Origin of the sequence: Pseudomonas sp. LLC-1, assembly GCF_002992185.1 — a bacterium.
In the GTDB taxonomy this organism is placed as follows: domain Bacteria; phylum Pseudomonadota; class Gammaproteobacteria; order Pseudomonadales; family Pseudomonadaceae; genus Aquipseudomonas; species Aquipseudomonas monteilii.
Map to the genome: position 1 here is coordinate 87856 of NZ_LUVY01000018.1, position 12914 is coordinate 100769.

Sequence of the window (12914 nt, forward strand, 5' to 3'; positions counted from 1 at the left end):
ACTGATGACAACCATAACTAATTCTAGCTTACAACCTTCCCCTTCCAGGACGTAGAGATGTTAATCTTTTAGATGAAAACAAAATAAACAATATTAGAAAGCGGTCTAAATTTAATTAGCAAGGACATCTAAAATTGCAACCCATAAATAGCCCCTGCTTTTCAAGCTTGGCGAGACCAGGCTAAGCATCGAGATAATTTTTATAACCAGTATTCCGGGAGTTTCAAAAATCACGCATAGCACGCACCACCATCGCTTTGATTTGTATTTCCAAATGACGGTGCTATACATGATCAAGATCATGGTCATCTGCCTCAAGGCGCACCATGTTTGCGTCAGGTTCGTCCTCTTAGGGTCAGTGGATCCCACCACCGGCTTTTTGATGTAGAGGTACTCGGTGGGAAGGTAAACGAACAATGAACTTACGTGATGCACTGGTTCTGTTCTCCACCAACTGGCAACTGGACCTCCCGTTGTCCTGGCGCAGCGCACTAGGCTCAGCCGAACCGGTGGCTGTTATCGTGCCCCCCTCACTAACGTTAGGGCCAGAGCCTGTATTCACAGCACAGCGTGCAAGACTGCTACGGGACGCCAGAGCTGACGCCCACGTGTTCCACGCGTTCGATGGCCTGGCGCCGGAAGAGGATAGGTGCGTTCTCGTCGGCCAAGCCCCTTATTTTCGCACTGCTCGCACGACTGGCCGCTCGTTTGATCAAGGCGACCTCCAGACTTGGCCTCCGGCATCGAAAAAGATGCCCTCTAGTCTCCGCCGACTCATGCAAAAGCTTGCCCAGTCGCGCACCGGAAAGTCAGCCTCTATTTCACCGGAGGGTACGATAACCCGGGGGGCGTCCAAGTAAACGAAGTACGTCTGCTGCATCCCGCCGCGCAAGGGTTTCTAGCAGGCCCAAACCCATTCGATGAAGTGAACACGTAACTCGTAGCGCTGGGCGAAACCTAGATCAACTGGTGACACCACAAAAAGGAGGGCGCGATGGCTAAGGCCGTATTCTGCGACATCCGCGATACGCTCGGTATCGTCGATTACAAAGGCCACCTGGTCCTGTACAGACCCACGAGCGTAGATATGCTCAAGAGTCTCAAAGCCATGGGCTTGCGTGTCGGGCTAATCACCAACCTACCCAGCGACGTCTCGACCGAATCAGGCTTGCAGATGATCAAGGATGCCGGCATCGACGAGTTCATCGATCCCGATGGTTTCGTGACCAACCACGACGCCAAGGCGGACAAACCGGATCCTGCGATATACCTGTTCGCCGCCGCGAAGATGAGGCTGCGCACAGATGAATGCATCTTCATTGGCGAGAATCTGTCCGAGGTCGTCGGCGCACAGGCGGCCGGTATGGGCGCAGTGCTAAAACCATTCCCGCCGGGGCGAGAGTTCCTCCAGAAACCGCTCGCCGTCGGCCAGATCTCGGGCACATCCAGCGGCCGACTGAGCGAAGTACTTCTGGAGGAGGACCACCTAATTGCCAAGCGAATCGTGCTGAGCGCGGTCAGGTTGAAAGAGAAGCTGGACGCCCACGAGCCGACCGATGAGGTGCGCACACTGCTGCGGCCCATGGGCTTAATCGTCTGGCTCACCAACAACTTTGTAGACACCTACCACCACCGAAAAGAAGAAGAGGTGCTTTTCCCATTCGCGTTAATGTGTGGGGTTGATCCCGCCGACCTAGCCGGCACCTTGGTCGATCACGACCAAGGGAGGGCCTACTTCCGGGCGATGAGCGCTGCCTACCGGCGCATCTGCATGGGCAATCGGGCGGCTACCTCCGAGTTCTCGGCCCTGCTGGGCGCTTTCGCGAACCTCTACAAGACACACGGCAAATACGAAGACGACATCCTCTTCAAGAAGATCGGCGACCGTCTGAGCGATCAAGACGACGCGCTCATGGCGGACCTGATCGGCCGTATCGGGCCGCCGGACATCACGCTCTACATCAATCTGATCGCCATGCTAGAAAAGGAGCTGGGGCTATGAGCTGGACACAGACTTCGCAGGCCGAAGGGCTGACGCCGGTACAACTTGCACAGCTCGCGGTACTCATGGACCGATTGCTACCTGGTGACGTACGCCGCAGGATTCCGTCGGCAAGTGAGGTTGGCGCAGCCAACTTCGTTAGCCGGCTACTGGGGCGTACGCCCGACGTCTACCGGGAGACACCGACCTGGCGGGTGCTCTACCCGACTGCATTGGCAGGCCTCGACGCTTACGCCCTGAGCCAGTTCGGGCGTCCGCTCACAGGACTTACGCAGGCCCAGGTCGACTTTCTGTTGACCGGACTGCAGGCCAGCGGTCTACCCGGCATCGCCGCGGACGACCAGAAAGCCTGGTTTAAAACACTGCTCCGACATTGCTACCAGGGGTGTTTCGGCGATCCCCGCTGGGGCGGCAACCACGGAGCCAGAATGTGGCAGGCGATCGGCTACCCATTACTGCCGGCGGCGGAGGACGCATGATGAGCCAGACCTATGACGCTATCATCGTTGGCAGCGGCGCCGGTGGCGGCACCGCCGCACGGATTTTGACCAAACGCGGCTGGAACGTCCTGATGCTTGAGAAAGGCGACTGGCGCTACTCCGACGAGTTCCTGCCCTTCGACGAGATTCACTTCAGCGAGCACAAGGCGTTAACCCCATCGATCGAGGACGGCCAAATCTGTGTCGACGCCGCCGATCCGACCAAATCGCGCCTGGTCGAGCGTTGGTGGATCGGGAACATGGTGGGTGGCTCCACTATGCTCTGGGAAGCGAACCTGCCCCGATACACCGAGGAGGACTTCACCCTCTCGAGCGTGATGCCACAGAAACCTGCAGACGTTTCAATGCCGGACTGGCCATGGCGGTACAGAGACTGGCATCCGTATTTCGAGATGGCCGAATGGGAGTGGGCGGTTTCGGGCCGAACCAACCAGAGCCCCGCGCAGGAGCCAACGCGGGCCGGCTATGACTACCCAATGCCACCGATCCGGCAGCACGGATCGACGCCTTTCCTAATCGAGGCCTTTGCAAAGGCTGGTATGAATCCCTACCTGAGCCCGCGCGGTATTAACTCACGGACATTCGATGGCCGCCCTGCTTGCCCATTCTGCGGCTTCTGCCAGGGATTCGGATGCGCAGTTAACGACCGCTCAAGCAGTACCAACACCGTGCTCGCTCGCGCGCTGCGAACCGGCCGATGCGAGCTTCGTACAGGGCATTACGTGACGAGCATCGTCCACGAAGAGGGAAAGGTCGTGGGCGTTGAGTACATCACCGAACCTAAAGGCGCGCGACAGATCATCAAGGCGTCACGTGTCTTCGTGTCGATCCAGGCGATTGAATCGGCACGACTCTTCCTTTTATCAAAGGTGCCCAATCCCAACGTCGGCAAGTTCTTGACCTACCATACAAAGGGCACGGCCGAACTGACCTTCCCCGGGCAGCCTGCATGGAACGAGGGGCCGGAGGGCATCTTCCAGCCTAAGACATCGCTGGGTAGCCTGCAGCTGCGTGACCTCTATGTCATCCGCGATCCGAAGCGGCCTGATTTAACCAAGGGCGGGAAGTTTTCGATCTACGACCCGATGACTGTCGCGCCCCCGATCAAGTGTATCTCGCGCACGGGCGGTGCTGGAAAGCTCACTGGCGACCTCTGGGGCGCCGACCTCGTGAACCGTCTGGTCGAACTTCGCGATCAGGGCGGTGTGCAGTTCTCGTTTACTGGCGAGACCATGTCGATGGAATCCAATCGCGTTGAGTTGGATCCAGAAGCCGTCGACCCTTGGGGCGTGCCAATGGCGAGAGTCTTCTACAAGCACCACCCATACGACCTGGAGATCAGCAAGTACTGCCTGGAACGGGTGATCACGATCATGGTCGATGCGGGCGGAGAGCTGCGCAAGTTTGACCCTCAGAAATTTGCTAATGATGGCTACGGACACAATCACGGTACGCTGCGTGCTGGCACCGACCCTCAGACCAGTGTCCTGGACGCTGACTGCCAATCTCACGACGTGAAGGGTCTCTACGTACTTGACTGCGCCTTCATGCCAACGGCTGGAGCGTCGAATCCAACGCTCACGCAGATTGCCAATGCGATTCGCGTCTGCCAGTCGGTTCCGGGGCCATGACGCGCTTGATCGCCCGCCGGGGGGCCGCCCGGCATGCGCCAGAGAACAGCTTGGTTGCGCTTCTGAGCGCCTATACTGCCGGCGCAGATGGCTTGGCCATCGAGGTGCGCTGCACACTGGATGGCCAGCTGGTTTTGGCGGCCGATGACGACCTCTCGCGCCTGACAGGAACAACGGTGAAAGTTTCGACGTCGACCCTGGAGGACCTGCTAGCACTGGACATGTCGGAGACCTTTCGTCCTCTGGCGTCGCCAAACTTCCACTACTACGACCCGACCGTCATCGGTCGCAAACTTCGAATCGCTACCCTCCATTCAGTGCTGACCGAGTTACCGCTCGATTTGGACCTCGTAATCTCGCCGCTGCCGCCGGTGGGGGCGGCTGACGGTATGATCGGCGAGGTCATCAACCTGCTCACCCTGCACCGCGTCCTGGATCGAGTAGTGCTGTGCTTTGAAACAGCAGTACTTGCGGCCAAAGCGCGGGCGCTCGCGCCCGAAGTGCGGGTAATGACCTTCGCCGATGAGACCGCTTACTTGAACGGCATTGTGGACGGTTCAGTCACATCCCTCGACGACTTGTTTGATGTTGACGGCGGACTGACCACTCGCGCGCAAGCATTCAAAGTGGCATTCGAGCACGGCGGTCGTCTCGGCGTGCTGGTTCAGCCCTCGGTACCGACTCTGTCGGCAAGCGACTGGTTGAAACTTGCTGAGCACGCCTGGATTTGGGGGGCACTCACTGACTCACCCCAGGAGACGGGCGTGCGCCACGGCGGTCTGACCCACCTGGACACTCAGTTCGCTGGAACTCAGGTCGACACTACCCAGATCGCTCTAGGCTATGCCAAGGCCAACCGTTTCGCGCGGATTTGGCAGGAAAATGGCGTCCACATTGACATCTCACCCTACGACGATGCGCTCCCTGCCGCACCGACCACGGCCGAGGAGGCTCGGCTTCAGCACCTCGAGAACGGTCTGATGTATACCGCCAAGGACTGGCCATACTACTCCGGTGGTGGCCTCGGCACTGTGATTGGGATCCGGGGCGATTTCGTCGCCGAGACGCACTATCACGTCGAGGCCGTAGGCCAGGCCACGACGCTTGAGATGGCTGCCACGAATGTGGACCCTGGTGCCCATCAGGAGAAGCCCGCGACAACCTTCCGTCAGAAGGACAGCTTCTACGACCCCCATGGTGCTCCACCCTACGTGGGCGTCGAGCATGATGAGGACGACGGCTACCGCATCAATTGGAACCTCGGTGTCGAGTACGACAGTAATCAGTACGGCAAGCCGGTGGGCGACGGTCATTCTCCCCGCGGAGCAAGATTGCGCCTGGAGCGTCGTGGGTCAGTATTCACGGCTTACTACCGCGAAGGTGTCGACGCGAATGGCAGCCCTTTGGGGCCGTTCGACTGGGTCGCAGTGGGCGCAATCCGCAACGAGTCGATGAACCCCACGGTCTTTCTGCGCTGCGCTGGCAAGCGCTGGCGCCAAGAGCGCGAGGACGACCCAGATAGATACATGCCAATCCTGGCCAATCGGTTTTTGTTCAAGAACCTGAAGGTCAGTCGTTTCCCTTAACGTAGCCGGAGCGCCTATGCCTTTCATCGAACCCGACTTTGAACGCCAAAAAATCGACTATGGTCTGACGGCGGAGGACCTGGGCCCGCGCCTGGATCCGGCGACGACGAAGGCAGCCCTGCGGGACCTTGGATTGCCTTGGCCTCCGGGCCTGGCCCCCCAACCCAAGGCGATCACACCGGAACCAGACCGTACATCCCCACTACCCAATGCCCACGTGCTGGTGGTGACGTGGACGGTCGCAGAGGTCGAAGCCCTAGCCGACGTACTGACACCCGGCATCGGCCGCAACAGCTGGTACCGCTATGCACACAAGTTTGAGAGTGACTATTTAGAGAAGGATCTGATCCGCGATGGCGCGCCGGCCCACGTGGCGAAGCGGCTAGGTTCGTACTACCTAACCGAAATCGCGGGCAAATCACTGCTGCTCTTCAAGTCCGAACTTCACCTCAATCAGGACGGCAAACGCAAGGCGCCCGGTAAAGCAACGCTACCAGTGGCGGACCTTTTACGCCAAATAATCAAGGAAGTGGAGCCGTCGCTCGTCATCACCGTCGGCACGGCGGGCGCGACATTTCCGCCAACGGGGCAAGCTGCAATCGGTGGGAAAAACTGGGAGCCCCATGGACTTGGCGACGTAATGATCACCCGGGGAGCAAAGTTCAGGCTCTCGCAAGAGTTTGCCAACGAGGCGTTTGCTCACGCCGAGTACACGTCAAACCAAAATCTGCCGACCTCTCGACTGGACTTTGCGGCAACTTTGCTGGAAAAAAACGCCAAGAAGCTTGAGGAGCCGGCGTTCGGGCCACCTAGCACCAAGTACCCCCGGGGTCAGGAAGCGTTAGTTGACGGCCATGAGAACAAGCCGAAGCTGCGGTTGGACGGCCGGGATTTTCCGGCTTTCCACCCCATCCTGACTACCGACTTCTTCGAGTTCGGAACCTCGACCAACAATCTTCAACTTCAGGGCTGTGGGGTTGAGATGGGCGATGCAGTCCTGGGAATGGTGGTGAAGGAACTGCGCGACGCCAAAGAGCACGCGCCCGACTGGCTGGTGATACGCAACGCCTCCGATCCGCAGATAAATGGTAGTCTACCCGACGGCCAGCAGGCCGATCCAGCAATGCGCCGCGCACTGAACATGCAGGCGCACTGGGCTGTCTGGTATTACGAGACCTACGGCTACTGGACGAGCGTTAACAGCGCTATTGCCGTTTGGGCAATGGTGGCCTGAAATGGACAAGATCGAAGTCCGCACGCTTCCCACCGAAGTGGAACTTATCTTGGACGTGATGCCCTGCCAGGGACTGCGCCGAACCTATGACTCGGGATCTGCACCACATCCCTGCAGTCACTTCGCCGAGTGGGGGCTACACCATAGTTTCGACTATGCGAAATCGGGCCCACCACCCGCGCCCGGCGTAACCCAGCAAGCGGTGTACCGCGGCAAGCGGCCACTACTGCCCGAGGTGCTTTCGGGCTGCCGCAAGGCGCCAATCATGTGCGTCGGTATCAATCCCAACCTGCCCAGTTGGTGGGATCACAACGCACTCAATCCGTACTTCGAGGACTATCTCCAGTACGCCCACTACTTTCGCTATCGCTCGACAGCCAAGCTGCGCATGCCAGAGGCGGCTTACCTGGCGGCTCTAGCCGGACGCCACGATGGGCCAGATGTAGCGGAGCCGCTAATGCCCGAAGGTACTGAAATCCCGGTCGAGCTACATCCGGTTACAATGTATCTAGCCTACCAATCGCTGCTCGACGGCTTAGCCGAAGCCGAAGGCTGGCCGACCGGCAAACTCGCGGTCGGCGAGGATCTGAGCTACGCCAACATGGTGGCGTGCCCATCCGCGCGCTGGACCTCACGACCTAATCCGCAGGCGCCGGACCTGCCACTGATGGGGAGCAAACGCGAACAGGGAATCGTCGCCGAGTGTTTCTATGGACGTACCCACTTCCTGCGACAGCTCTTCCAGAGCCTGCCCGCAGTGATTCTGGTATTCAGCGCCACCACCGCGCGGCCGTTCATCACCGCGCTCAAAACGCACTTCCGCCCCGAGGGCGCACCGAGCCCCGACGAAGACCTTGACGAACTGTCTCAGCGGGAAATCCGACTGGAATACGGCTGTCTGGCCGACGGCACGGTTCTTGACGCCCGCGTGCTATTTATGCCACATGCCTCGGCTAACCCGGCACAGTTCAAAGTGGCACTACCCAAGACGATCGAACAGCTTCGTCAGGAAGTGGCCACGGGCCGAATCCGCTTGCGCCCGGAGACCGGACGACTAGAGCGCCCGCGGGGCGGATGTGTGTTTTGCACTAACGAACTCTACAGGGTCGGCCCCTGTGACTATCGCACCGAACTGCGCCCCCTCGAGGCGGCTGCTGTGGGACCGCTGGAAGCGGCTGCGGCCGTACCACCCGATCCGCTGATCGAACGAGCAACCCAAGAGCGACTGCTGGCTGACTTCATGGCGCCGCCGCAGACTGGCCAGGATTTCAAAGCGCTCGATGCCGCAGCACCATCAGCGCCACCCTTGATCCTCTTCGGCAAAGTCGTGCCGATGGAGGGCGATCCAATCCAGGAAGGCGCGGTGTACCTGAAGGCTGGACTGATCGTGGTAGTGCAGGATCGCAAGGCCCCGCCCCCCCCGGGCTTCGAAGCTGCGGCAAAGATCGAGACCGCAGGGGTGCTCTTTCCCGGCCTGCTCGATCTACATAACCACCTTGCCTATAACATCCTGCCACTATGGAACGCCAACCGGCGCTTCGACAACCGCTCGCAGTGGCAAAGTCTCACCGACTACCGGCGCTTCATCTCGATCCCAATGACCATCCTGGCGAAAGAGCGCAAGGATCTCATCAAACCGATCGTCCGCTACGTCGAAGCCAAGCTGCTGATGGGGGGTGTGACTTCTGGCCAGGGCATGCACAGCCGCTTCGGCGGGTCATCGCTCTATCGTGGCATTGTGCGCAACTTCGAGGTGACAGGCGATCCTCATCTGAAGGCCGCCCTTCACCGCGTCGGAGATTTGCTCGACCAGCCCGAGGACATCGATGACTTCCGCAAGTTAATCAACTCAGGAGCGCCATTCTTCTTCCACCTCGCGGAGGGAGCGGATGCGAAAGCGCACCGCCAGTTCGAGCTGCTCGAGGCGCACGATCTGTTCTCGGAAAAGATGCTGGCGATCCACTGCGTAGGTCTTAAACGCCCGGACTTCGACCGGCTGGCCGCAGTCGGCGCCAAGGTGGTCTGGTCGCCGTTAAGTAACCTGCTCCTCTACGGCCAAACCCTGGACCTTGAGGCCGCACTGGCCTCGGGCGTCTCTCTGTCGCTAGGAAGCGATTGGACGCCGTCCGGAAGCCGCAATATCCTCCTGGAAATGAAGGTCGCTCGGCGCTTAGCCAATGCGCAGGGTGTCCGCCTGACTGATCGCGCTATCGCCGAGGGCGTCACTGTGAAGGCCGCGCAGGCGGCAGGCTGGGGCGAAAAGTTAGGCGTGCTAGCAGCAGGCCGCTACGCCGACCTGCTGGTCGTGGACGACAAGGGCGGGGATCCGTATAGCTCGCTGGTGGCTGCGACCGAGGCTAGCGTGCGCCTAGTCGTAGTGGCCGGACATGCGCGGTACGGCGACGCGGACCTGATGAATGCTGCTGGCGTCTCGCCCGCAGCGGGCGAGGCAGCTACGGTGGGCGGACGCGCCAAGCGGCTCAACCTGAACCACCCAACATCGCCGCTGAACAACATCACGCTCGATTTCGCGCGGTCGACCCTCGCGGACGAGATGTCAGATATCCAACGCGCTCGGTCCCGGGCGGCATTCTCTCCCCTGGCCGGCGAACCCGCCGAGATCGAGCTCGACCTGCAGGCCGACGACCAGTTCACAGCTTTGGCAGAGGTGACGCCAGTGGCGTCGATTAAACTCGACGCACTGACCATCGTGGACGATCCGGGATACTTCAGCCAATTAGCGACATTTGCACACCTGCCCGACTTCTTGACCGATGAAGACGGAGTCTCGCAATACTACAGCCTGCGAGGGTAGACGATATGGTTACGGTTCCGGTTAGAGTCATGGCGACTAGCGGCTCGGGCGTGAAGGCCATCGAGGCTGCTCTCCTCCGGCACGGACAATTCCAGCGGCAGGGCGCGTACCGGCTCGGTCAGCTCGAAGACTCCGACATCAAGGAGCTTGAGCGCCTGGGCCAGATTGTCGAGGTCCTCCCTAGCGCGGACCATGAATTGAAGATCGGCTGGCTGGAACCCGAGCCGACTACCACACAGCCGTCCGAAGCGCTTGGCGCCGAGGAGCCCGTGTTATATCGGAATCTCGCGAAGGAAAGCCTTGAATACTACATCGTCCAGTTCTACGGTCCGCTAAGTGATCAGCTCCAGGCCGAGATTGAAGCCGGCGGTGTGGCGCTTGGCAGTTATGTTCCCGAGTTCGCCTACAAGGTAAAGCTGACGGAGGATCAAAGGGCGGACCTAGTGCTCCGGCCTGAGCTACGCCGGATTGTGCCTTTCTCCTCTGAGCAGACGCTTCGGCGGCTGCGAGTCGTGGAGGAAATCGGAGTGGTGGGTCCGGACCAGCCGCAGGAAGAGGTCATCTTCGACATCAAATGTCACGATAATCGCGACCTACAGCAAGTGGTGGAAACCCTGAAAGCCGATACGAGAGTTGCGCGGGTAGAGGTGGGTCGCAACCGCGCCCGCCTCTGGCTCGCGGATGGGGCTGCTGAAGGAGTGGTAAAAGACACTCTGGGCAGAGTGCGGCAAATCTCGGTGGTGGAACGTTTCCACTATCCCACCGTCGACACACAGTTCGTCCGTGCGGGGCTGCACGCCCCAGCGGCCGACGCCGCCGCGCCAGGCCCGACCTTGGGCAAGGGTGAACTCATTGGCGTTGCGGACACTGGCGTCGACCGTACACACCCTGATTTCGGTATGCGCATCAAGGACGTGGTGCCCCTGGCACACGACGCCATCGGGGACGATCCGGCCGGCCACGGTACACATGTGTGCGGTATCATTGCGGGCGACGGTTCCGCGTCCGGCCACCAAATCCTCGGGATAGCGCCGGCGGCAGAGCTGTTTGTGCAAGTGCTCGCTGACGCGAACGGTCGGTTGAGCGGTATCCCGGTCGACCTGAACGATCTGTTCCAAGAAGCCTATGACAAAGGCGTCCGCATCCACAACAATTCGTGGGGGGCACTGGCAGCCGGTCTCTACACGATCGACGCCTACGAAGTGGACCAGTTCGTCCATGAGCACCCGGACTTCCTCATTGTTATTGCCGCGGGTAACGCCGGGCAGCAGTCAGGGGAAGATAGTGGGCTGGGCCGTATTGCCTTCAACTCGTTGCAATCACCGGCAACGGCCAAGAACGCGCTCTCAGTCGGAGCCTCGTGCTCACCACGTCCAGATGGCACCTTCGAAGGTATGAGGTGGCGCGACTGGGCCGGCCGTTTCCCCTTCCCTAAAGTGGCCGATGAGCCAATCTGCGGCGTACCAGACGTACTGGCGGCATTCTCCAGTCGAGGGCCTACGGACGAAAGCCGGATAAAACCCGACCTTGTAGCGCCGGGTACTGCGGTCGTCTCTGCTCGCAGCGCCGCGTCGTTGCCGACCTACCCGTATCCAGGTCTTGGCGACAAATACTGCTACATGAGCGGAACTAGCATGGCGGCACCAGCTGTATCGGCCAGCGCTGCCCTACTACGCCGCTGGTTCGTAGAGAAACGCGGCATACCCGCACCCTCAGCTGCACTTTTGAAGGCAGCCTTGATCAACGGCTGCCAATGGCTAGAGAGGGATTCAGTGATTGATGAGACCGTAGGGCGTCCGAACTTCCATCAAGGGTTTGGCCTGCTTGACCTTGACCGTGTGTTCCCCCAAAACGGTTTTGACATGGCTTTCGAGGATATATTGAATAACGATGAGAAAGCGCTAAAGGCCGACCAGCCCGAGCAAGCAGTCTGGCGGCGTCGAGTGACTTGCCGCTCGGACTCGCGGCTGTCGGTGACACTGGCTTGGACAGATCCACCGGCACACGGACTACAGCACAATCTGGACCTCATCGTGATTGATTCCACAAGGATGCCGCGCTCGGGTAACGAACACCTATCGCGGGTAGACTGGCAAAAATTTGACCGCACTAACAACGTCGAACAGGTAAGCTTCGACGCGTCTGCGGGCGTCTACGTTATACAGGTAACTGCTCAGAACACGCTGTTTGGACCACAAGGCTTCGCCATCGTCGTCACAGGCGATATCAATCCTGCATTTACCTAAGCCACCACTAGCTTTGATACAGACAGTTCCTTGTACGGCCTTGCTTCAGTCGCTCATGCGGCACGAGATCTGGGCAGGTAATTTTCAGCGTATTTCTGAAACACCACACTAGGGAAAACCCTTATGACGTGGTCTTGCCAAGACGCAGCCAGGTAGGAATCTTTGTCTTGGGTGCCACTCCACGCTCGGCCGCTCCCCCACGGAGGTACACTGAAGTCCAGTGTAAGCCACCTCGACAGCTGTCAGAAATCGCCGATCTCGATCGCGCATTCTGATGAGGGTATCGAAGGGTATTTCTGGGGGTACATTTCTGCTTCCATCAAGCAAAAATGCCGCCCCAGAGCCCTGTCCAAATGTTCTTCGGGGATCCGGATAGTCTGTAAGAGCTTTCTGGAGCGCCCCGAAAACCCGCAGTGGCAAGCACGGTGATTTGAAAGGCAGTTGTGCTGAAGGCCACGTATCAAGGACGTCAAGACCCAATGAAAAGCCGTGCATCCCCTTGCATGACTGCCGCAATTTTTATAGCATGCCGGCCGCAGAATAATGGCACTAAGCCATAACTGGCTATAGCCTCAGCCGCACACCACTCGCGGCCACCGATCGTGCAAAGGTTAGCAATGACGCAGGACCTCGTTTTACAAGCGCTCAGGGAGGCGCTGCTGACCGCTGCCATGGTGGCCGCGCCGTTGCTACTGGCGGTGCTGATCGTCGGCCTGCTTATCAGCATTCTCCAAGTCGCCACACAGATCCAAGAAATGACCCTGACTTTCGTCCCCAAGCTGATCGTCAGTGTGATCATGCTGCTGGTCTTCGGTGGTTGGATGCTGAGCCTGCTCAAACAATTCGCCCTGAGCGCCATCACCCGCGCCGCCACCCTATAGGCTACGCCTTCCCAAGCAA

The 12914-nt window shown here is 59.5% G+C and carries 8 protein-coding genes; all 8 read left to right on the forward strand.

Annotated features, from left to right (window positions below):
• Nucleotides 1-994 precede the first annotated feature (994 nt).
• The 8 genes from A0O30_RS20360 to A0O30_RS20395 all read left to right on the forward strand — a co-directional run bounded on the left by A0O30_RS20360 (nt 995) and on the right by A0O30_RS20395 (nt 12895).
• Nucleotides 995-2002, forward strand: coding sequence for an HAD-IA family hydrolase (locus tag A0O30_RS20360; protein ID WP_105947739.1), 1008 nt, complete (start codon nt 995-997; stop codon nt 2000-2002).
• Complete coding sequence (locus A0O30_RS20365; protein WP_105947740.1) at nt 1999-2481, forward strand: gluconate 2-dehydrogenase subunit 3 family protein; 483 nt, start codon at nt 1999-2001, stop codon at nt 2479-2481. The genes A0O30_RS20360 and A0O30_RS20365 overlap by 4 nt, the downstream gene beginning before the upstream one ends.
• Complete coding sequence (locus tag A0O30_RS20370; protein ID WP_105947741.1) at nt 2478-4133, forward strand: GMC oxidoreductase; 1656 nt, start codon at nt 2478-2480, stop codon at nt 4131-4133. Before A0O30_RS20365 ends, A0O30_RS20370 begins: the two co-directional genes overlap by 4 nt.
• Entirely contained in the window at nt 4130-5719 is a 1590-nt protein-coding gene (locus A0O30_RS20375; RefSeq protein ID WP_105947742.1) for a glycerophosphodiester phosphodiesterase family protein, read from the forward strand. Before A0O30_RS20370 ends, A0O30_RS20375 begins: the two co-directional genes overlap by 4 nt.
• A 16-nt stretch (nt 5720-5735) precedes the next feature.
• The gene (locus A0O30_RS20380; protein ID WP_105947743.1) at nt 5736-6953 is read left to right on the forward strand and encodes a hypothetical protein; all 1218 of its coding nucleotides are present in this window, start codon (nt 5736-5738) and stop codon (nt 6951-6953) included.
• Nucleotide 6954: 1 nt separating this feature from the next.
• Nucleotides 6955-9768 (forward strand): amidohydrolase family protein, encoded by a 2814-nt coding sequence (locus A0O30_RS20385; RefSeq protein WP_105947744.1) that lies wholly within the window; start codon nt 6955-6957, stop codon nt 9766-9768.
• Nucleotides 9769-9797: 29 nt separating this feature from the next.
• On the forward strand, nt 9798-12014 hold the full coding sequence (locus A0O30_RS20390) for a S8 family serine peptidase (RefSeq protein WP_158261458.1): 2217 nt from the start codon (nt 9798-9800) through the stop codon (nt 12012-12014).
• Nucleotides 12015-12631: 617 nt separating this feature from the next.
• Entirely contained in the window at nt 12632-12895 is a 264-nt protein-coding gene (locus A0O30_RS20395) for a flagellar biosynthetic protein FliQ (protein WP_105947746.1), read from the forward strand.
• Nucleotides 12896-12914 lie beyond the last annotated feature (19 nt).

Excerpts from the sequence above, each read along its gene's own strand:
- A0O30_RS20360 (WP_105947739.1), top strand. The coding sequence starts at position 995 with ATGGCTAAGGCCGTATTCTGCGACATCCGCGATACGCTCGGTATCGTC.
- A0O30_RS20365 (WP_105947740.1), top strand. The coding sequence starts at position 1,999 with ATGAGCTGGACACAGACTTCGCAGGCCGAAGGGCTGACGCCGGTACAA.
- A0O30_RS20370 (WP_105947741.1), top strand. The coding sequence starts at position 2,478 with ATGATGAGCCAGACCTATGACGCTATCATCGTTGGCAGCGGCGCCGGT.
- A0O30_RS20375 (WP_105947742.1), top strand. The coding sequence starts at position 4,130 with ATGACGCGCTTGATCGCCCGCCGGGGGGCCGCCCGGCATGCGCCAGAG.
- A0O30_RS20380 (WP_105947743.1), top strand. The coding sequence starts at position 5,736 with ATGCCTTTCATCGAACCCGACTTTGAACGCCAAAAAATCGACTATGGT.
- A0O30_RS20385 (WP_105947744.1), top strand. The coding sequence starts at position 6,955 with ATGGACAAGATCGAAGTCCGCACGCTTCCCACCGAAGTGGAACTTATC.
- A0O30_RS20390 (WP_158261458.1), top strand. The coding sequence starts at position 9,798 with ATGGCGACTAGCGGCTCGGGCGTGAAGGCCATCGAGGCTGCTCTCCTC.
- A0O30_RS20395 (WP_105947746.1), top strand. The coding sequence starts at position 12,632 with ATGACGCAGGACCTCGTTTTACAAGCGCTCAGGGAGGCGCTGCTGACC.